18 protein-coding genes and 1 pseudogene are annotated in these 20,679 nt (G+C 39.9%); 15 read left to right on the top strand and 4 right to left on the bottom strand.

Annotated elements, in window-relative coordinates:
- Positions 1-10: 10 nt before the first annotated feature.
- The 12 genes from ATH1_RS21910 (at position 11) to ATH1_RS22870 (ending at position 14,494) form a co-directional block, all read left to right on the top strand.
- The gene (locus ATH1_RS21910; RefSeq protein ID WP_211208054.1) at positions 11-811 is read left to right on the top strand and encodes a glycoside hydrolase family 32 protein; all 801 of its coding nucleotides are present in this window, start codon (positions 11-13) and stop codon (positions 809-811) included.
- The gene (locus ATH1_RS21905) at positions 741-1,574 is read left to right on the top strand and encodes a glycoside hydrolase family 32 protein (RefSeq protein WP_211208053.1); all 834 of its coding nucleotides are present in this window, start codon (positions 741-743) and stop codon (positions 1,572-1,574) included. The genes ATH1_RS21910 and ATH1_RS21905 overlap by 71 nt, the downstream gene beginning before the upstream one ends.
- Before the next feature lie 14 nt (positions 1,575-1,588).
- Complete coding sequence (locus tag ATH1_RS0101720) at positions 1,589-2,941, top strand: sugar porter family MFS transporter (protein ID WP_010416710.1); 1,353 nt, start codon at positions 1,589-1,591, stop codon at positions 2,939-2,941.
- Between the two features lie 112 nt (positions 2,942-3,053).
- A complete protein-coding gene (locus ATH1_RS0101715; RefSeq protein ID WP_010416707.1) occupies positions 3,054-3,935 on the top strand; it encodes a carbohydrate kinase family protein in 882 nt (293 codons plus the stop codon).
- A 47-nt stretch (positions 3,936-3,982) separates the two neighbouring features.
- Complete coding sequence (locus tag ATH1_RS0101710; RefSeq protein ID WP_029163906.1) at positions 3,983-7,111, top strand: SusC/RagA family TonB-linked outer membrane protein; 3,129 nt, start codon at positions 3,983-3,985, stop codon at positions 7,109-7,111.
- Between the two features lie 36 nt (positions 7,112-7,147).
- A complete protein-coding gene (locus tag ATH1_RS0101705) occupies positions 7,148-8,830 on the top strand; it encodes a RagB/SusD family nutrient uptake outer membrane protein (protein WP_010416701.1) in 1,683 nt (560 codons plus the stop codon).
- Between the two features lie 37 nt (positions 8,831-8,867).
- Entirely contained in the window at positions 8,868-9,974 is a 1,107-nt protein-coding gene (locus ATH1_RS20010) for a DUF5018 domain-containing protein (RefSeq protein ID WP_139035197.1), read from the top strand.
- A 69-nt stretch (positions 9,975-10,043) separates the two neighbouring features.
- Entirely contained in the window at positions 10,044-11,582 is a 1,539-nt protein-coding gene (locus ATH1_RS0101695) for a glycoside hydrolase family 32 protein (protein ID WP_010416694.1), read from the top strand.
- Between the two features lie 540 nt (positions 11,583-12,122).
- Positions 12,123-12,872, top strand: a complete 750-nt coding sequence (locus ATH1_RS0101690) for a hypothetical protein (protein ID WP_010416692.1) — start codon at positions 12,123-12,125, stop codon at positions 12,870-12,872.
- Positions 12,873-12,982: 110 nt separating this feature from the next.
- Complete coding sequence (locus ATH1_RS21900) at positions 12,983-13,432, top strand: glycoside hydrolase family protein (protein ID WP_010416691.1); 450 nt, start codon at positions 12,983-12,985, stop codon at positions 13,430-13,432.
- Complete coding sequence (locus ATH1_RS20000) at positions 13,368-14,363, top strand: glycoside hydrolase family 32 protein (protein WP_081467411.1); 996 nt, start codon at positions 13,368-13,370, stop codon at positions 14,361-14,363. Before ATH1_RS21900 ends, ATH1_RS20000 begins: the two co-directional genes overlap by 65 nt.
- Positions 14,327-14,494: a GH32 C-terminal domain-containing protein gene (locus ATH1_RS22870; RefSeq protein WP_081467412.1), complete on the top strand. Its 168-nt coding sequence runs from the start codon at positions 14,327-14,329 to the stop codon at positions 14,492-14,494. Before ATH1_RS20000 ends, ATH1_RS22870 begins: the two co-directional genes overlap by 37 nt.
- A gap of 107 nt (positions 14,495-14,601) precedes the next feature.
- Here the strand turns inward: ATH1_RS22870 and ATH1_RS0101680 are convergent, their stop codons facing one another.
- Together ATH1_RS0101680 and ATH1_RS0101675 are read right to left on the bottom strand one after the other, a co-directional pair.
- The gene (locus tag ATH1_RS0101680) at positions 14,602-14,823 is read right to left on the bottom strand and encodes a hypothetical protein (RefSeq protein ID WP_010416684.1); all 222 of its coding nucleotides are present in this window, start codon (positions 14,821-14,823) and stop codon (positions 14,602-14,604) included.
- 375 nt (positions 14,824-15,198) lie between these two features.
- A complete protein-coding gene (locus tag ATH1_RS0101675) occupies positions 15,199-15,417 on the bottom strand; it encodes a hypothetical protein (protein ID WP_010416682.1) in 219 nt (72 codons plus the stop codon).
- A 1,579-nt stretch (positions 15,418-16,996) separates the two neighbouring features.
- Here ATH1_RS0101675 and ltrA point away from each other — a divergent pair.
- A complete protein-coding gene (ltrA, locus tag ATH1_RS18760; RefSeq protein ID WP_010416674.1) occupies positions 16,997-18,025 on the top strand; it encodes a group II intron reverse transcriptase/maturase in 1,029 nt (342 codons plus the stop codon).
- Between the two features lie 18 nt (positions 18,026-18,043).
- A pseudogene (locus ATH1_RS22695) lies at positions 18,044-18,310 on the top strand (group II intron maturase-specific domain-containing protein); the annotation flags it as partial.
- A gap of 210 nt (positions 18,311-18,520) precedes the next feature.
- Here ATH1_RS22695 and ATH1_RS0101655 read toward each other — a convergent pair.
- Both ATH1_RS0101655 and ATH1_RS0101650 read right to left on the bottom strand, forming a co-directional pair.
- Positions 18,521-18,763: a hypothetical protein gene (locus ATH1_RS0101655; RefSeq protein WP_010416671.1), complete on the bottom strand. Its 243-nt coding sequence runs from the start codon at positions 18,761-18,763 to the stop codon at positions 18,521-18,523.
- On the bottom strand, positions 18,763-19,506 hold the full coding sequence (locus tag ATH1_RS0101650) for a hypothetical protein (RefSeq protein ID WP_010416669.1): 744 nt from the start codon (positions 19,504-19,506) through the stop codon (positions 18,763-18,765). The genes ATH1_RS0101655 and ATH1_RS0101650 overlap by 1 nt, the downstream gene beginning before the upstream one ends.
- A gap of 240 nt (positions 19,507-19,746) precedes the next feature.
- Here ATH1_RS0101650 and ATH1_RS0101645 point away from each other — a divergent pair, with 240 nt between their 5' ends.
- Positions 19,747-19,944, top strand: a complete 198-nt coding sequence (locus ATH1_RS0101645) for a hypothetical protein (protein ID WP_010416667.1) — start codon at positions 19,747-19,749, stop codon at positions 19,942-19,944.
- The last annotated feature ends 735 nt before the right edge of the window (positions 19,945-20,679 follow it).

Below are 20,679 nucleotides of genomic sequence, written 5' to 3'. Positions count from 1 at the left end.
AAAAATAGTTATGAGATTTTTATTAATGATGATTGGGATGCTGATGATTGTAGCATCTTGTACTTCTTCCAGAAAAGAAAATACAAACAATGATGAAACATCAGAATTTCAGGAAAAATGGCGCCCCCAAATTCATTTTACTCCTGAGCAAAACTGGATGAATGATCCTAATGGGATGGTATACTACAATGAAGAATATCATCTGTTTTATCAGCACAATCCTGATACTACCGTTTGGGGCCCAATGCATTGGGGACATGCAGTAAGTAAGGACCTTATACATTGGGAACATCTGCCAATTGCACTTTATCCTGATTCTTTAGGTACTATTTTTTCGGGAAGCGCGGTTGTAGATATGAATAATACAACAAATTTCTCCGAGGGCGATACTCCCCCTTTGGTGGCTGTTTATACCAATCATAGTCATAAAAAAGAAAGAGAGGGACGTAATGATTTTCAGTGCCAAAGCATTGCCTATAGTTTGAATAATGGGCGTGAATGGAAAAAATTTAAAAATAATCCGGTCTTACCCAACCCAGGTATTCGTGATTTTCGGGACCCAAAAGTAATTTGGTATGAACCTGAAGAGAAATGGATAATGGCTCTTGCTGTAAAAGACAGAGTTTCCTTTTATTCATCTCCAAACCTGAAGGACTGGAAGTATGAAAGCGATTTTGGAAAAGGTGTCGATCATGGTGGGGTTGTTGAATGTCCTGATCTTTTCCCATTAGAAACAGAGAATGGAGAAAAAAAAATGGGTCTTACTCGTGAGCGTGAATCCGGGAGGTCCCAATGGAGGATCTGGAACTAAATATTTTATAGGGGATTTTAATGGAAGCAAATTTAAATCAGACTGGCCGGCCGAAAAGGAAGTCTGGCTAGATCATGGCAAAGATAATTATGCAGGCGTTACTTGGTCCAATGAACCGAATAATGAAATAAGCAGAACTTATCTGGGATGGATGAGTAATTGGCAATATGCTAATGTTGTTCCAACTGAAGCTTGGCGAGGTACAATGACTCTTCCCAGGGGATTAACTCTGTGGACTAACGAAAATGGGAAGAAACGACTAAAAGCTTCCTTGGTCGAAAATTTGGATAAAATAGCCGGAGAATGGCAAAGCATTGGTAGTAATATTTCCGCTTCAGGTGGAAGCAAAAAATTGCCTTTTAACCTTGAGAATGTCTCTGCCTGTCAATTTACTCTAAAATTAGAAACTCCTGAAAATTCAGTATCAAATATTGAACTTTCTAACCCTGAAGGGAATAAAGTAATAATAACTCTTGATCGAAGTGAAAACAAAGTCACTTTTGATCGAAGAAAGTCTGGGAAAACAGATTTTAGTGAGAATTTTCCAGGTGTCTTTCCTGCTCCATGGGATTTTAAAAACACAACTACTCTGAACATAATTGTGGATCAATCTTCTATTGAGCTTTTCGTTGATGAAGGGCGCTTACAAATGACGCACTTGGTTTTCCCCAAAAGTATACTTGGCCAAATTAAAATAGCTGAAACCGATAATGCCTCGATACTTTCAGCCCGTGCAAGAGAATTAAAATCAATTTGGAAATAATTAAATAATGAGAGATGAAGGTTGAAAAAAGTTTATTGTGGGCGGTCATCGTGGCTGCCTTAGGTAGCGTAAATTTTGGAATTAATATGGCTGCTATTGCAGGGGCTGTATCATCAATTAAGGAACACTTCTTATTGAGCGAATTTCAGATAGGATTAGTTGTAAGTGGATTGGTGATAGGCTGTATGATTGGGGCCTTTTCTTCAGGATCAGTATCTGAGAAAATAGGGAGGAAAAAAGTTTTAATCGGTACAGGTGTTTTATTCGTCATATCCGGGGTAGGAAGTGCTCTTTCTCAATCTATGATTCAATTGGTAATTGCACGATTAATTGGCGGTATTGGCGTTGGGGCCGTATCAGTTATGGTTCCTACTTATATCAGTGAAATTGCTCTTCCTAAAGTAAGAGGAACCTTAGGTACCTTTAATCAATTGGGGGTTGTACTAGGAATTTTAGGAGCCTATGTTTTTGATTATTATATGCTTAATGACACTGAAGGCTGGAGGTGGATGCTTGCCAGTCAGGTCTTTATTGCGGTTCCGATGATAGTTCTTATGTTAATAAACTTTCCGGAAAGTCCAAGATGGCTAGTACTTAAGGGCTATAAAGAAGAAGCTTTTCGGGTTCTAAGCAAAGTTGCCGGAACAAATAATGCGCAATCGGAATATGATACTATTGTCGCTGGAATTGAAGCAGATCAGAAAAAATCTGGAAAAGGAGTAAAATTTTCTTCTCTATTTAAAGGGAAATTAAGGAAGGTTGTTTTTCTTGGTGTGATGTTGGCTGCTTTTCAGCAAATTACAGGGATAAATGCAATTATCTCCTATGCCCCGACAATCTTCAATCAAACAGGAGTGGGAAGTGATCTGGCCCTTCTGCAATCTATTATGGTTGGTGTAGTTAATGTTTTGTTTACTCTTGTGGCTGTCTGGCTAATAGACAAATTGGGAAGAAAAAAATTATTGCTCCTGGGTACAGGAGGAATGTCCCTTTCTCTTACATATTTGGTTGTGGCATTTGTTACAGGCAATGCGAATAGTCTTGGCGTATTGATTTCTATTTTGGGTTATATTGCCTTTTTTGCCGCTTCATTGGCCCCTGTTATGTGGGTGGTTACTTCAGAGATTTATCCCAATAAAATACGTGGTATAGCAATGTCCTTATCCACCGCTGTAAGTTGGGTATGCACTTTTGTTGTTGTCCAGTTTTTCCCATGGATGCTTAATGGATTAGGAGGAGCTGTTGCGTTTGGATTCTTTCTGTTTTTTACTGTATGGGCATTTCTATTTATTCTGGTAAAGATTCCCGAAACGAAAGGTAAATTACTGGAAGTCATCGAAGAAGAGCTTGGTTTATTAGCAAAATAATCAAGAAAAAATCATTGCTACCAAGGCCTGTTTATGTGTTAAAAGTATAATTCTATGCCATAGAAATACCTGCCAAAACGCCAGGTCCGTGGTAGTATTAAATTTTCAAATTATGGAAAAAAAAACAATTATAGGAATCGGCGAAATTTTATGGGATATTCTCCCTGAAGGAAAACAATTAGGAGGAGCGCCAGCCAATTTTGCCTGGCATTGTCAACAATTGGGTGCTAGGGGGGCCGTGATCAGTGCCGTTGGAAATGATTCTAACGGAAAGGAAATTATGGATTTCATTGAAAAAAAAGAAATCATCAACGGAATATCCATTACAGATAAACCTACTGGAACTGTAGAGGTGAAACTTGTGGATGGAATACCTGAGTATGTTATTCATGAAGATGTGGCCTGGGACTTTATTCAATTGAATGAAACAGGAAAAGAAGTGCTTAACCAGGCAGATGCAATTTGTTTCGGATCTCTGGCTCAACGTAATGAGGTCTCCCGTGATTCGATCATACGGGCTTTAGAAATGACACCAGATAGTTGTCTTAAGATTTTTGACATCAATCTTCGTCAAAATTATTACAGTCGGGATGTAATTTCAAGTTCATTGAAACATGCAGATGTTTTTAAAATCAATGAGGAAGAACTGGAAGAAGTTAAAAAACTTTTTGGGTTTAATGGATCCAAACATTCGGTTGCCAAATCGATGTTAGATTTCTTTGACCTTCAATTGCTTGCCATTACTGGAGGGGAACTGGGGAGCCTGCTTCTTTCTGAGAATGATACCTCAGAAATGAAAACGCCTAAAGTTGAAGTTGCAGATACGATCGGTGCTGGAGATTCTTTTACAGCTGCCCTGGCTATGGGAATATTAAATGAATACCCATTACAACAGATACATTCAAATGCCGTGGAAATATCTGCTTTTGTGTGTACCCGGAATGGAGCGATGCCTGTTTTGCCGGAGACGATTGTAAAAAGAATAAATAAATAATAATGTGTATCAAGACTTATTAGTTAATCAATTTAAATCAGTAAACCATGAAAAATCGAATGTTTAAAGGTTTAAAAAGGGTGATTTTCATAACGGCCTTTTTGTCTCTTGGTTTTTTTGAGACAATGGCTCAAAATATGGAAGTTACCGGACAAGTGACTGACCAGGAGAATGAACCATTACCTGGTGTTACTATTGTACAGAAAGGAGAAACCTCAAAAGGAACAATTACTAATGATGAGGGGAATTACTCCATTAATGTTCCGGAAGATGCCACGCTGGTTTTTAGTTTCATTGGAATGAAAACCAAGGAAGTCCAGGTCAATGGAAGATCAGTTGTAAATGTTTCTTTGACCAGTTCTACTGTAGATATGGATCAGGTAGTTGTAACGGGATACCAATCTCAGAGAAAGGCTGATCTGACCGGGGCCGTAAGTGTTGTAGACGTGGATGAAATAAAAAAAGTTCCTTCCACTAATGCAATGAAATCCCTCCAGGGAAAAGTGCCCGGGATGATGGTAACTACAGATGGTAGCCCTAAAGGAAATGCCACTATTCGGATACGTGGAATTGGAACGTTGAACAATAATGATCCTTTGTATATTATTGATGGTGTTCCAACCAAAGCGGGAATGCATGAACTCAATCCCAACAATATTGAAAGTATTCAGGTGCTAAAAGATGCTGCAGCCGCAAGTATATATGGGTCCAGAGCTTCTAATGGTGTAATTGTTATTACCACGAAAAAAGGAAAAGAAGGGGAAATGCAGGTAAATTTTGAGGCCTCATTAACTGCATCATGGTATAGCAATAAAATGGATGTTTTAAACACCGAACAATATGGAAAGGCCATGTGGCGCGCCTATGTAAACAGTGGTAGGGATCCCAATAGTAATAATATCGGATATAATTATGATTGGGGGTATAATGAATCTGGAGATGCTGAGCTTAACAAAATATTGTTGCCTAAATATATTGATGAGGCACGAACCATGCATGTCTCAGACACTGACTGGTTTGGTGAAATTACGAGAACAAGCTTAATGCAGTCTTATGATTTATCCCTTAGTAATGGCACTGAAAAAGGAAACTACTTCTTTTCCCTGGGTTATGTGGATAATGAAGGGATCATCAAACAGAGCAATTTTAGTCGTATATCCAGTCGCTTGAATTCAGAGTACAAACTATGGGACGGAGTTGTTACTATAGGAGAACATTTTACACTGAATAGAACTGAAGAATTAGAGGCTCCTGGGAATATTTTAAATGATGCCTTGCAGGCCCTTCCGATAATTCCGGTTTACACTGAAGATGGTGAATGGGGTGGCCCGGCCGGAGGAATGAACGACCGACATAATCCAGTACGTGTTTTGGAATATAACAAAGATAATGGATATCAATACTGGCGTACCTTTGGAGATGCATATATAAATATAAATCCATTTCCCGGATTAAATATCAAGAGTTCTTTTGGCATCGATTATGGTAATTTTTATCAAAGAAGATTAACCAGAAGCTATGAGTCTGGATACTTGGAAAATGATTTGACAGCTGCAAATCTGGCACAAGGGCATTGGATGAAATGGAATTGGAGTAACACAGGCACCTATAACATAACATTAGGCAATCATAAGGTTGATTTATTGGGTGGTATTGAGATGTTTAATGAAGATAATATTAATTTTTCAGCCTATAAAGAAGGATTTGAACTGGAAACAAAAGAGTACATGTGGCCTGATGTAGGAACCGGCCAATCGGTGGCAAGCGGGTCTTCGACAGGTTATAAATTACTTTCATATTTTGGGAAAATTAATTATGATTATGATGGACGTTATTTAGGATCCTTCACTTTAAGGCATGATGGCTCTTCCCGCTTTGGAGAAAACAATCAGTTTGGAACTTTTCCTGCTTTTTCCCTGGGATGGAGGTTAAGTGAAGAAGATTTTTTAATTGGCAATGATAATATTTCCAATTTGAAATTAAGATTTGGATGGGGACGGACAGGTAATCAGGAAATTAGTAATACAGCAGTTTATACAATTTACATTCCCGATTATGGTATGGCTGATCCTACCTGGTCTATTGTCCGTGGAACAGCCTATGATATAACAGGAGAAGGAGGTAATCCCCTTCCCTCTGGTTTTAAATTAGTCCAAAGAGGCAATGATGACTTAAAATGGGAAACCACCACTCAAACCAATCTTGGAGTGGATTTTGGGTTTTTCAATCAATCTGTTTATGGGGCAGCTGAGTATTATATGAAAGAAACGGAGGATATTCTTGTTCTGCCACCATACCTGGGTACAATTGGAGAAGGTGGTTATCGATGGGTAAATGGTGCATCCATGGAAAACAAAGGATTTGAGGCCACTTTGGGTTATAGAGGAGAAACTTCATCAGATGGTTTATCTTATGATATTAAAGCAAATGTGTCGGCTTACAAAAATAAGATCACATATTTACCCCCGGATGTTCAAAATGCATACGGAGGAGATGGAGAAGATGATAACATTTTGGGCCGACCAATAAATTCCATGTATGGTTATGTGGCTGATGGTTTGTTCAGGACGGAAGAAGAGGTTAATTCCCACGCTTTTCAAGATGGAAAAGGATTAGGAAGGATTCGTTACAAAGACCTGAATGAAGATGGCGTTATAGATGAAGAGGACAGAGCATGGATTGGCGTTCCACACCCCGATTTCACATATGGATTAAATATTAATCTGGGATATAGAGATTTTGATTTGAGCGTATTTGTTCAGGGTATTCAAAATATGGATGCCAATGTGCACACCAGAAAAGCAAATACTGATTTTTGGAGTGTAATGGAAACCGGTTCCAATAAAGGTACCCGTTTATTAAATGCCTGGAGTCCGTCAAATCCAGATTCTGACATTCCTGCTTTGCAAAGCACAGATGCCAACTGGGAAGGTAGATTTTCTACTTATTTTGTCGAAGATGTATCATATTTGAAAATTAAAAATGTTCAATTAGGTTATACACTTCCGGAAACTATAACCAATAAGATTCGGATGAGCAATTTAAGATTTTATGTCACTGGCCAAAATCTGTTAACCTTTGAAAGCAAAGATTTTACTGGTGAAGATCCTGAGACACCAGGTTTTGGATACCCCATTCCGACAACCTTTACTTTTGGGATTAATGCAAGTTTTTAATTCATGCCATTTGTAGCATCACTAAAAATTAAGACAATGAAAAAAACAATAATAGCTTTAAGTTTCTTACTTCTGATCATTGGCGTCAGTTGTGAAGATTTTTTGGACAAAAAACCTAATGCAATCCTTAGTCAGGAAGATGTAACGGGACCGGAACAAATAGATAAACTCGTTACCGCTGCATATTCAATGTTAGGTAATGATAATTTTTTAGCGCCATTGAGCTTATGGCCTTATGGCAATGTTCGTTCTGATGATGCATATAAAGGTGGAAGAGATTTAGCAGACATTCCAAATTTTCATTTTTTTGAAATCTCTGAGAATATTAATCCCAGTTTTGGAGAGCCTGATGCTATGTGGTACAATTTATATATTGGAATTTCCAGAGCCAATGCAGCACTCAGGGCGCTTAATTCTGTAGATGAAGAAGAGTTTGAAAAGAAAGCAATACGTCAGGGGGAGATGAGGTTTGTCCGGGGGCATTTTTACTTTCTGTTAAAAATTCTTTTTAAAAACATTCCCTATGTGGATGAAACCGTTCCTGAAGATGAATATGGAAATATCTCTAATGTTGAATTAAGTAATGAAGAACTATGGAATAAGATTGCTGAAGATTTTAAATTTGCCTATGAGAACCTTCCTGAAATGCAGGAAGACAAAGGACGAGCTGATAAATATGCGGCGGCTACATATTTAGCTAAAGTCCGCCTTTATCAGGCTTATGAACAGGGCGAAGATCATTCAGTTACAAATATTAATGCGGATTACCTGAAGGATGTACTTACTTATACAGAAGAAGTTATGAGCTCCCAATATCATCTGGAGGATGATTTTGGATTCAATTTTCTTCCAGGGGATTTTGAAAACGGACCTGAGGCTATTTTTTCAATTCAATTTTCACATGATGACGGGACGCAGTATGGACGTTTAAATTTTGGGGATGTTGTTACTGTTCCTCAAGGTCTGGGATGTTGCGATTTTCATAAACCAAGTCAGAATTTGGTTAATGCTTTTAAAACTGATGAAGGTTTACCAATGTTCCAATCGTATAATGAGAATAATTACAACGACGAAGTGAATACTACTGACCCCAGGCTGTATCATACAGTTGCGATGCCCGGCTATCCCTTTAAATATAACCCGGAATTGATTTATGAAGAATCCTGGAATCGTAATCCCGGTGTTTATGGTGTATATGCATCCTTGAAAGAGAATGTAGACCCAAGCTGTGATTGTTTTGTAAATATAGATCCCTTTTATGGCAACTCAAAAAACAGAATTGTACTTCGTTATGCTGATGTGTTATTAATGCGCGCTGAAGCCCTTATTGAGCTTAACCGGGAACAAGAGGCACTTCCTTTGATTAATCAGGTCCGGGAAAGGGCAAAAAACAGTACTAAGATGATTCCTTATGCCGAAAATACTCAGGTTACTTTGTATGAGCCCGGTGTCAATTGTAATTGGACAAATGAATTTGCCAGAAAGGCATTGCGTTGGGAACGCCGATTAGAATTTGCAATGGAAGGTAATCGATTTTTTGACCTGGTAAGATGGGGTGTTGCCGGTGAAGTTTTGAATGAATTTTATGATGAGGAAGCTGAAGAGGTTGCTTATTATAAAAATGCTCACTTTGATGAAAACAGAGAAGAATACATCCCAATTCCTGAACAACAAATCAACTTTAGTAAAGGAGTGTATGAGCAAAATCCTAATTATTAATCATTCTGTAATTCAGTGATTTTAAAATCAAATTATTATGATACGAAATATAATAACTTCAATAGTGATGCTGCTTTTGGCGGGGGGATTATTTACATCTTGCCAGGAAGATTGGACAGCCAGCAACCTTGACCTTGATGGGGATACCCAGATTAAAAGCTTTGTTGTAAATGGAGTAGAAGGCGACATTGATCATGAAGAAACCACTATAAAAGTCTTTCTTCCTAAAGATACAGAAGTGGATGCATTGTCTCCTCAGGTAGAAATACCGGAAAGTGCTACGATAACTCCCTCTGCAGGAGAAACAATTGATTTTAGTTCTTCTGATCAAAGTCCTGTGGTTTACAGAGTTGTAAATGGCAATGTGTTTAGTGAATATGAGGTTACAATTCAGGCTATTAATGCCAAGATCACTTCGTTTAAAGTGGGAGAACGACAGGGTGTCATTGATCATGAAGCACGCACTATAAATTTAACAGTACCTTTCGGTACAGACCTTACGCAATTGCAACCTGACATTGAATACACTGATGGGGCTGTTATTTCACCAGCAGAAGATGAAACGTTGGATTTTTCTTCTACTGTAATTTATACTTTAACTTACATGGATGAAACTTTTGAGTATTCGGTATCCATTGAAGAGGGTGAAGAGGTTGTACCTGATATGGTAGTATATAATGGTGAGGATGTCGTGCCTTCTTGGTGGACAGTTGGTTCCGCCGGCGATATAAGCAGCAAGTTTGAAAATCCTCAGGTAGATGGAATTAATTCTACATCTTATTGTGCTTCGATTTGGAGAAATCCTCAGGATGACCCTTGGACAGGGGGTGGATTAGGAGGCCTTGATATTGATCCTTCCAAATATGTACGCTTCAAACTTATGGTATTGAAAGAAGTTGCAGGAAATGTACAAATAGAAATACAGGGAGAAGGGGCCGGAAATCAATACTTAAAAGCAAATTTTACAGCTGAGAATGTTGGAAAATGGCAACAGTTGGAGTTTACTTTGCCTGAAGGTCATGGGCTCACAAAAATAACCACTATTCTTGTTGCTCCACATATAGATGACACAAAGAATGACCCTGACTTTTTTGGACATCGAATGTACTGGGATCAGTTTATTGCTCTCCCTGCAAGTGAATAAGAAATATTAGGATTAAATAAACGAGCGAACGGGACCATTGGTTCCTGTTCGCTCTTAATTAGTTTTGAAATGAGGTATATTTCGATTTTTTTGTTATTGGGAATGTTTGGTTTAGCTGCTTCCTGTAACGATGAGAATAATTCGGATAAGATTAAAGAAGAACCGAATGTTGATTTGTCAACTCAGCGACGTTATCCACAGGAGGTTGGGGGATATGATTATTTTTTCAGACCTCAGCATACATGGGTCGGTGATCCTATGCCTTTTTATGAAAGTGGAACCTATTATGTGTTTTACCTCCAGGATGAACGCCCAGCTTCAGATCAGTTTCATCCATGGCATCTGGTTGAGACAACTGATGCATCTTCTTATGATTATAAAGGAGAGGCTATCCCATGCGGCGAAACCTATGAGCAGGATATAGCAATTGGAACGGGAAGCGTTATAAAAAAGAATGGTGTTTACTATGCTTTCTATACCGGACATAAATGGAATCATGCACCCGATCAACCCAAAGAAGCTGTAATGGTGGCAACTTCCACCGATCTTTATAACTGGAAGAAGAATGATGACTTTATTCTTTATGCTGATCCGGGGTATGATCAGAATGAATTCAGGGATCCATATTTATTGTATGATGAAAGCAATGGTGAATACATTATGCTCGTTAGCACTCGTCTAAATAATAAAGCTACATTGGCAAAATATGTTTCAACTGATCTTATTAACTGGGAGCTGGACTTGCCATTTTATTCAGATGATTCTGTCTTTATGATAGAATGTGTGGATATTTTTGAAATGAATGGGAAATGGTACTTTATCTATTCTAATATTAATGACCGTAAGGTTCATTATTTAACTTCTGACAGTTTTAATGGCCAATGGAAAAAGCCTCAGAATGATTTGTTGGATGGCTCTGCATACTATGCAGCTAAATCAGCAAGTGATGGGCAGGAGAGACTTTTGTTTGGATGGTGTCCTACCCGGATAAATGATGATGATTCGAATGACTATAATTGGGGTGGGTCGCTGGTCGTTCATAGTTTAAATGCAGACGAAACAGGAGCACTTGAAACCTCCATGCCACCTGCCTTGAATAAAGAGTTTAACCAGGATGCTACATGGGGAGTGATTCAGAAAACTGAAGGTTCTTTTGAAATTGAAAACGGCTTTGAATTAAATTCAAATGAGGAACGACAAACTGTTTGGCTGAGTCGCATGCTGAATCCCCATAAAATAGAGACCAACGTGACATTTGATGAAGATGCGAAAAACTTTGGATTTGTTTTTGGCGCGACTACTGGACTTGAATCTGTTTATGCTTTGCATATTGATGTTAATGAGGAGCTTTTGAAGTTGGCTTATTTATCAGATTGGAATAGTGATAATACCACCTACGAGGTAATCAATACGCTTCCGGTGGAAGTATCTTCCAAAAATGAATTAAAGATTAAGATTCTTATCGAAGGCTCTGTTTGTGTTACTTATATTGATGGAGAAAAAGCTTTTACCAACCGTATATATAAAATGGCTCAAAACCCCTGGATGTTGTTTTCAGACACCGGAAATGTAGTTTTTGATAATTTTACGGTAACAGTGTCCGAATAGAAATCTGGCTTTTTAAATACTTGTTTCACTGGCTATTATAGTGATGTGTAATTGTGGGGAAGGCGGAAATATTCATGAAATAAATTTTTCATTTCCTTTTGCTTTCATTTTCAACTTCGCATGCTTGTTTTTCAATAATTTGAATTATCCTTAACCGAAGCTAATGTGTAGAATAAGTTAACCCAACTTGTTATATGAAAATTTTAAAGCACTGTTAAATAGAACATTAGGACTATGCTATTTTTTATTTCGGGTACTACGGATTTTTTATCCATTGATTTACAGTTGTTTCAAAGTCCGAACACAAATATAGTAAAAAGTTTATTTAGAAATATTACAAATAAATCAAATTCGTGTCTACAATGAGGTTTCATTTTTTTTAGGACTTAATAAACAGATATTTATATTATTTATAAATCTCCTAAATATTTGCGAGTCTTGATTATCAGGTGTTTAATTATGGGGCTATATCTAAATATTCGTGCATTTTGCTCAACTTGGGTTAAAGCATTTATTTATTAATGATTAAAAATTAGTGTCATGAAAAAAAATTACTTATTATTTTGTTTCTTTTTTTATTTTGTTTCTTTATCAGCTAATGCACAAAAAACTGTGGTTTATAATGGAGAGGATGTGGCACCTGATTGGTGGCCTGTAGGTTTTGCAGTTGAAGTTGGAAACCATTGGGATAATCCTTTAAAGGATGCTGTAAATCCAACAGATAAAGTTGCCACTATATGGAGAAATCAGGGAGATGATGCATGGACTGGGGGCGGATTAGGTGGATTAAATTTGCCTGCTGAAAATGTTAAGAGGTTTACATTGATGGTTTTAAAAGAAACAAAAGGAAATGTGCAGCTTGAAATTCAGGATGGTAACGGTAATAAGGAGTTCTTGCAAGTACTATATCCTAATAACTCTGTCGGATCATGGGTTAAATTAGAGTTTATTATTCCGGAACCAACAACTCTTACTGGTGATATAACAACAATCCTTGTTGCTCCTCATATTGATGATACAAAAGAGGATACTGATTTTACTGGGCATAGAATGTATTGGGATGAATTGGTAGCACATTCATTTTTGACTACGGGGATTAATGATAATTTTGCAAGTAAACGACTTATATATTCCAAAATATTTTCAATAACTGGAACTCTTATTATTTCCAAAATCGAAGTTATAAATAATGTTTACCATTTTTTAAATCCAGGTGTTTATGTTGAGATTAAGTACTATTCTGATGGTTCCAGAGAAAGTAAAAAAATTGTGGTAAATAACGAATATTGAAATCTTTTAGCAAGAAGAATAGAGTGGTTTGTTCATCTTGTTGATTAATAATCAATTTATTATAATGCAATAAATAAAAATTCTTTAATTGACTTTATAGCCACGAACTCATGAATGTATTTATCAAAGAAATAGCTTTTTTATTAATCCTTTTCTTTTTAGCTTACGGTTGTGAACAAAAAGAATATGACTATGGAGGGGATAAAGATTCCACTAATTTGACGGAAAGCTTTCGACCCCAGATACATTTCACCCCGTCAAAAAACTGGATGAATGATCCCAACGGAATGGTATATCAGGATGGAGAGTACCATTTATTTTATCAATATAATCCTTTGGGAATTGATTGGGGGAATATGAGCTGGGGCCATGCCGTGAGCAAAGATCTGATACATTGGGAGAATCTTCCTGTTGCTTTATATCCAGATGATTTAGGGAGTATTTTTTCGGGTAGTGCGGTTATTGATAAAAACAACACAGCCGGATTTGGAGAAAATGCAATGGTTGCGATATACACATCCGCGGGAGAAGAGCAAACTCAGTCTATTGCATATATATAGTACGGATGGAGGACGTAGCTTTAAAAAATATGCTCATAATCCGGTACTTTTAAATCCTGGCATAAATGATTTTCGTGATCCCAAAGTTTTTTGGCATGAGGAATCCCAAAAGTGGGTGATGTCATTAGCAACACATAATTCCATAACGTTTTATGGATCTGAGAATTTAAAAGACTGGGACAAATTAAGTGTTTTTCAGTACTATGAGGGCTCGCCGTATGGTGTATGGGAATGTCCGGATTTAATTTCTTTGGAGCATAATGGAGAAAAGAAATGGGTATTGATAGTAAGTACAAATGGAGCGCCTAACGGCGGAACCGGCACACAATATTTTGTTGGGGACTTTGATGGTGAAACTTTCGTTCCAGATGATGCACCTTATCCACTTTGGTTAGACTATGGAAAAGATAATTATGCAGGAGTGACCTGGAACAATACACCAAACGGGAGAAAAATATTTATAGGGTGGATGAGTAATTGGCAATACGCTGGGCAAACACCGACTGAGAATTTTAGAGGAGCGAACACATTACCAAGGGAGCTAACATTAAAACCTCATGAAGATGGCCATTTGTTATTAACATCAAAAGTGGTGGAAGAATTAAGGGGTATTGCAGGTGAATCTAATGAGCTGTTGTCTGGTAAAGTTAGCGAAAATACGACTGATGTTTCGATTGAATCAGAAAACGCTTATGAACTAAATATTGAAATAAACAATTTAACAGGTAATAAAGCTCTTTTGAAGTTAAAAAATGAGCAGGGGGAGGAAGTCGAAATTACCTATGACAAAGAGAATAAAAGTTTAACTTTTGATAGAACAAATGCCGGAGAAAGTTCTTTTTCTGCTAATTTTCGAGCCCGGTATATTCATCTCAGGAAGGGCTTACACTTAAAATTATTGTTGATCAAAGTTCTGTCGAAATATTTATAAACGGTGGAAAAACCGTACAAACCAATCTTGTATTTCCTCAAGAAATTTATTCCCAATTAGAATTAAAAGGGATGAATGGCGCTTTTGATGCCCAAGTGAGTTATAGAGCGTTAAGTTCGATATGGGAATAACTCGAACCTTCAGGCGGTTCCGCTTTCGGGCTTTCCTCCAGCCGGCAAAAATCCCCGCCCCTTTTACCCTCCGTAGCTTCAGCAAAAAAGAGTCTCTATAAAAACATCTAATCATATTTGCAAAAACTTTCTCCTATCCATGCGGGGCTTGCACGGTCTTTTTGCCGGCTTCCCCGCGGCCATACCCTTCGTGGATTTCGGGCTATCACATTTTTTGCCCCACCCTGCTTGCAGCACATTGCCATCAGGTTTGGCGGATTCCGTTCTGCCATTTCAGGTCCGACGGACTCCAATCCGCCGTTAACAGGTACTGTCCTGAGAAGTCCCATCCGCCAAACCTTCTGTCAAAAAGCCGCCTGACCCTGCAAGCAAAAAAATGCGCCAGCCCGAAAACCACCCGCTCACTACTAAAACATAATGGTCCCTATAGGAGCAGCTTCGCCCTACGTAGCTTCAGGAAAATTTGGCCAGGCCAGAACCAAATCAAAAACCAAAAACATCCCCATTAACTACCCTTCCCACAAAACGCATCAGTTATTCAACTCTTCAGCTCGTCAGTTCAGATCTCATCAGCTAACCTCCCCAGCTGTCCTATAAGGCCACTATGTTTAGTAGACGCGGCCCAAAAACCCTTCAAAGCCCGAAAGCGGAACCGCCTGAAGGCCTCTTTACCCCGCCGCCCGTTAAGGTGCGGAAAAGGGAAGCTACCTTCCTTTTATATTTCCCGACAAGCTTGCGGCCATGGTGTCGCCCTGCCGGATCCATGCCGTCTCTCTGCCTCCGCTATCGCTACGACGTCGTTCCGGCATGGCCCGTCCGGCCATCACCAAAGCCTCAGCTTCCCGCAGCAGCGGCGTTTCTTCGGTTCCCTTCACAAGCTCACCCACAAAAACCTTTATCCTGATGAGGTCCTTATCAACCAAAACACCATTGCCTTTACCATTCCACCCTTCTTTGTTCCGTTCACCTCATCCATGCCCCTTCTTTTTCAACCGCAAAACTCATTAAACCATCCGCTTCCCTTTCCGCGTCATTATAACCCCTGGAGAACCATTCGTTCATATTGTACCACTCGTTTATCCCAAGCAAAATCCACAAGCCCCGCCGCCCTATAAGCGGTGCTCAAAGGTCAACTCATATCCCTTCATATTCCCCCATGTACCTGCGGCCTTTGGCCCGGTCTAACGGCTCATGCCTACGTGTCAACTTCGTTATCTCTACGTTGCCACTCCGGCATTCCCCGTTATCCCGGACCAACAGCCTCAGCACCCCACAGCAGCGGCGTTCATAAAACTCTCACAACAAAAACATCTCAATTCTTATCCCAAAACCCCTTGAATTTCTTCACGCCCCTGCTTTTCCCCTTCCCACAAAAACCTCAAGAAACCCGTTGCCCTTCTCGCGTCATTCCCACCCCGGGAAGGAACATTCGTTCATAGACGAACCTATTGTTATCTCAAAACCTTCCCTTCATATTGCCAGATTTGGCTGTCTCAAATAAGAACCATCCCATGTCCCAAACTCGAAAAAATAAAAAAAGGATCGCAAATATAGTGTGGCACCCGCAAGCCTAACCCGCCCGGAAATGTCAAGGTCAAGCCCTTCGGGTTTTTCAAAAAAATCTCCACCCTGGCGGGTCGTATTTTTTTGAAAAAACCTTGACATCCCGGCCAATGCCACACAGGGAAAAGGCTTTCTTTTTTATTTTTTTCTTTTGTTGATTTAAATTATGCCATGGCAAGCTTTGGGCCGGTATCCGGCTATTCCCGGCGGCTCTTATAGCTCAAGGCCGGTTTTTTAACCTGATTATCCAGGATCTACTAAATGCCATATCCCAAGCACCCAATTTAAATTCAAATTGCGCCAAGCTAAGCCCGTGAAAAGGGGATTAGCATAGTTCTTTGAAACTTTTCATCAGAAACCAGTAGGTAACCAAACCTACCCGGGAAAGCCTAACCAGCACCCGGAACCGAGTGTTGCGTAGTTAGCAGAAATGCTTGCACGAAGCGTACACAGGGAATGCAAAAGCCGTGTGACAGAGCCTCGAAAATAAAGCTAATGTCGGGGTTTTCACATTTTTGTTTGTGGGAACAGAAGCGCAGTCACCGTCATGGTAAGGAGACTGTGCCCGACCGGGGTCGTCGAGCATGGCAAATGCATATAAGGTTTCTACGGGAACTTGGGAGAGCCTCCCATCTCCATGCGAAAGGCGGTCAATAAGGGCAGACCGCACCCGAAATGTCCTGGCTTGTCAGGTACGTATTGCCATCTGATAAGGCGCAAAGAAACAGGCAATACCGTAAATGGTATCCAACACCGAGGGAAACCGAAGGTTAGGAGACGGGTGAAGGCAGTCTTAGCATCCCCATAGTACCGATAGAAATCTGGCGAATCAGTCCCATGAGAGCCAGAGAGTAGGGAAGGGAAAACTTATCCAAAGACTGGATAAGGGATGCCTCAATATTGGGTTTGTAGTTTAGAAACATTAAATGTACCAGCGACATGGAAGAAATGTCAACCGTGGAACTGCAAATAGCAGAGCGGGCAAGGAAATTCAAGGAAGAACCATTGACCAACCTGAGTCAGTTCATTACCCAGGATATGTTATACAAAGAGTTTATGAAACTCAACAAGTATAGTTCAGCGGGTACCGATGAACAGGACTGGTTTGATTATTCGCAGGTAATAGAACAACGCTTACCGGATCTATTATCCGAGTACAAATCGGGACGCTACAAAGCGCCACCGGTACGGAGAGTTTACATCCAGAAAGGGAAGACCGATAAGCGACCGTTAGGCATACCCACGATAGAAGATAAGGTTCTTCAATCAGCAGTACGACGGGTACTGGAACCAATCTACGAGGGAATATTTAAAGATTTCTCGTATGGATTCAGGCCGAACCGTTCGTGCCACAAGGCCATAGAATACATGTTTCAGCAAGTTAGCTTCGGGGGAATGCGCTACATAATAGATGCAGACATCCAGAACTATTTCGGGAGCATCAACCATGGCCAGTTGAGGAGTTTTCTTGACCAAAGGGTGAAAGATGGAAAGGTACGCAAAATGCAGGATAAATGGCTCAAAGCAGGAATCCTTGAGGATGGAACCTTAAGTTACCCGGAAGAAGGGACACCGCAAGGCGGAATTGTATCCCCTCTGTTGAGTAACATTTACCTACATTATGTGTTGGATGAATGGTTTTCAGAAGTTATCCAACCCAGATTGAAGGGCAGAAGCTTTATAGTTCGTTATGCCGATGATTTTGTTCTCGGGTTCGAGAAAGCAGACGATGCAAACCGAGTAATGGAAGTACTTTTCAAACGGTTTGATAAATATTTTCTGCGATTGCATCCGGAAAAGACCCGGATGATAAATCTGAACAAACCGGAGAGAGGAAACAGGAGTTTCGATTTTCTGGGATTTACCCACTATATGGGAAAAAGCAGAAAAGGGAAACCTGTACTCAAACGCAAAACGAGCAAAAAGAAGTACACAGAAGCTCTAAATAAAATGGGAGAATGGTTGTAACGAAACAGGCACAATAAAACCGGGGTTATTATCCGGGCTTTGAATGCCAAACTTCGTGGATACTATAATTATTATGGAATAACTTTCAATTCCCGAAGACCGGCAGGCTATTATCATCAGGTTAAACGCTTGTTGCATAAATGGCTGAATAGACGTGGAGGAAAACCAATCTGGAATTGGGAGCGGTTCACCCAACTGGTGAACCACTGGTGCCCATTGTTAAAACCCAGGAGTTATCATTCTTATCTTTCAGTGAAACCAAATTCTTGCAAGCAAGCGGCATAGCCGAGCGGAGAGGAACCGTATGCGGGAAATCCGCTCGTACGGATATGTGGGGGAGCGGCGAAGTAATGAGCCGCTCTACCCGGACAAAGGAAAACCCCTATAAAAACCATTAAAATCCCATAAACTCAATTAGCCCGGATTATCCAAATCAGCAACTCACCAACTAAAAAAAGCCCCCCGGAGATTCCCGGAGAGCTTTCCTCTCAAACATCAAACACCCCACCCGTTGGTGGTATTTTCATCATCATGGTCCGGTGGTGGGCGGTCACGCCTCCGGCCGTTAAATATTCGCCTGAGCATCATGGAGACCAGGAAGCTTACCAGGGCACCAATGGCTGAGAGTATCACGGTGACAACCACATCCGCCACTGTGATGTTCGTAAAAACACCCGTCAGCGTACCGCCTACAAAGCCAACCTGTTGGCTGCGATCTATGTGCCCCGGATTCATCATTATTTAACGGTGATTACCAGAAGCGCATTTCTGGCCCCGTTGTTGAGTTTGTAGAGTTCTCCATTCACATCCTGCCAGAACAAAAGCCCCAGCATCACCACGCTGATGCCGCCTTCAATGGTGTCAACGGTGCCCGTGGTCAAGGTTTCTTCAGCATGATCGGGTTGATCCACCTCAAAAGGTTCCCCTTCGGCCATGGACACGGATGATTCCAATCCGTTGAAGTCAAAGAAACCAGCCACACTTACAAACTGGGCATGGGTGGCTCCATCAGGCTTCCGGATGTTTTGGGGATTGAACGGCAAAATGGTCACATCGGCTACGCCTTCAGTCAGACTGACATCAAAATCCTCAAAGAAAAGGTTCTTCAAGTTGGATGCTTCATTGAACTCAAAACCTGAAAGCAAGGATACATCCCCGGCCATCACATTGCGTTCACCCCGGGCCGATTCTTCATCGCTTTTCACGATCTTTGAAAAAATGGAAGTCAAACGGCCACTCATGCGCCTGTCGGCCGTCAGATAAAGCTGTTCCCGGAAAGCATCCCGAAGCAGTTTCCCGGCTTTAATGGCCCGGATAAACTCCTGTCCGTTTTCCCTGGTGCGGGCAAAATGCGGATCTGTTTTGATGCGATCGCCATCCACACCGCCTTTGGTGCGGGCCAGGTATTCGCCCCCACTCTTGTAGAAAGTCAGGTCACCGACCCGGCCTTTCAACTTTAAAAAACTCTCTTGTCTTGCCATAAAAATTTAGGTTTAGTGAATAATTACAACACCAAACCTAAAGTGTAAATTTTTTTATTTCAAATGATTGCGGGAATTCTGTCCCAAGATGAGATATCTGGGAGAACTTGTCACTATTTTTTCTATTTTTAAAGTAACAATTTTGCAGGTAAGCTGTATATCAACAGTATAGCAAAAGTATAGATGGGGTATTAAAATTGCATTTTGTTAACCAGAAACCACCCAAAAATTTTTAGGAAAATGAAGACCAAACGCATTTGCATATATGCCAAAGACATTCAGCGCATCACCGGCAAAAGCGAGAAAACCGGCTACCGGATACTGGACAACATCCGCCGGCGCCTGGGGAAGGAACCTCACCAATTCGTGACCATCAAAGAATTTGCTGAGTTTGCCGGCTTTGAACCGGAAGAAGTGAAGGAGTTTATTTCAGATTGATGTGGAAGTTTTTTCCAGGGATCGATGCTAACTTAGTGCCAGCTTGGTGCCAATTGCTCTCCCTATTTCTTCAAACCCATCATTTTCGACACCCTAAGGCTCTACATCATTGTTCAAATACAACAAATAAGGCCAGAACCATCAAAAGATATTTAAAAGGAAAGAAAAATGCATATAAACATACACCATCAAACTATTTTCATATAAAATGTTGCTCTTTTCAGTCTTTTGATGCAGAAAAATGGCTACATGTATTGCAGCTGGTCAATCAAATGTATCAATCAGCATTAAATGTCAACAAAATTCATTATAGCTAGGTCAAAATCATTCTCGTTTTTTATACAAAATGGGCCATTTTGCCCCGTTTTGATACAATAACACAGAATCATTTCCCGGAAATCACTCTTCAAACGTATCAAACAGAAATAAATTAGACCATTTTTCATGTGGAATGCCTTGAACCTATTATCAAAACAGCATTCGTTTTTCCTTTTCACCCCCTTTTTTTATAAATTTTGTGCCTCAATGATGCGTTTTGAAACACAAACAAAGCAAACGCTTATCCTTATATGGTTCAAATCGCAACAAATCAACACAAAACCAATTGAAAAAGTCCCCTGTTCTTTTTATATTTGTAAAAGACTCAAGGGAGTCAAATCCACTCAAAATACACCAAAATGAATGAGAACAAATTGGTGAACAAATGATGGGAGCAATTTTCAATCAATTGATTTA

The sequence above is a fragment of the Anaerophaga thermohalophila DSM 12881 genome, assembly GCF_000191885.1.
In the GTDB taxonomy this organism is placed as follows: domain Bacteria; phylum Bacteroidota; class Bacteroidia; order Bacteroidales; family Marinilabiliaceae; genus Anaerophaga; species Anaerophaga thermohalophila.
Note: the sequence above shows the minus strand (reverse complement) of the source record. Positions and strands in the feature narration are given on the sequence as shown.

Bases quoted from the DNA above. Each gene is read 5' to 3' on its own strand.
- ATH1_RS0101705 (WP_010416701.1), top strand. From the start codon at position 7,148: ATGAAAAAAACAATAATAGCTTTAAGTTTCTTACTTCTGATCATTGGC.
- ATH1_RS21900 (WP_010416691.1), top strand. From the start codon at position 12,983: ATGAATGTATTTATCAAAGAAATAGCTTTTTTATTAATCCTTTTCTTT.
- ATH1_RS0101645 (WP_010416667.1), top strand. From the start codon at position 19,747: ATGAAGACCAAACGCATTTGCATATATGCCAAAGACATTCAGCGCATC.
- ATH1_RS0101720 (WP_010416710.1), top strand. From the start codon at position 1,589: ATGAAGGTTGAAAAAAGTTTATTGTGGGCGGTCATCGTGGCTGCCTTA.
- ATH1_RS0101690 (WP_010416692.1), top strand. From the start codon at position 12,123: ATGAAAAAAAATTACTTATTATTTTGTTTCTTTTTTTATTTTGTTTCT.
- ATH1_RS0101655 (WP_010416671.1), bottom strand. From the start codon at position 18,763: ATGATGAATCCGGGGCACATAGATCGCAGCCAACAGGTTGGCTTTGTA.
- ATH1_RS20010 (WP_139035197.1), top strand. From the start codon at position 8,868: ATGATACGAAATATAATAACTTCAATAGTGATGCTGCTTTTGGCGGGG.
- ATH1_RS21905 (WP_211208053.1), top strand. From the start codon at position 741: ATGGAGAAAAAAAAATGGGTCTTACTCGTGAGCGTGAATCCGGGAGGT.
- ATH1_RS0101695 (WP_010416694.1), top strand. From the start codon at position 10,044: ATGAGGTATATTTCGATTTTTTTGTTATTGGGAATGTTTGGTTTAGCT.
- ATH1_RS20000 (WP_081467411.1), top strand. From the start codon at position 13,368: ATGCAATGGTTGCGATATACACATCCGCGGGAGAAGAGCAAACTCAGT.
- ltrA (WP_010416674.1), top strand. From the start codon at position 16,997: ATGGAAGAAATGTCAACCGTGGAACTGCAAATAGCAGAGCGGGCAAGG.
- ATH1_RS0101715 (WP_010416707.1), top strand. From the start codon at position 3,054: ATGGAAAAAAAAACAATTATAGGAATCGGCGAAATTTTATGGGATATT.
- ATH1_RS0101710 (WP_029163906.1), top strand. From the start codon at position 3,983: ATGAAAAATCGAATGTTTAAAGGTTTAAAAAGGGTGATTTTCATAACG.
- ATH1_RS21910 (WP_211208054.1), top strand. From the start codon at position 11: ATGAGATTTTTATTAATGATGATTGGGATGCTGATGATTGTAGCATCT.
- ATH1_RS0101680 (WP_010416684.1), bottom strand. From the start codon at position 14,823: ATGGGACTTCTCAGGACAGTACCTGTTAACGGCGGATTGGAGTCCGTC.
- ATH1_RS0101650 (WP_010416669.1), bottom strand. From the start codon at position 19,506: ATGGCAAGACAAGAGAGTTTTTTAAAGTTGAAAGGCCGGGTCGGTGAC.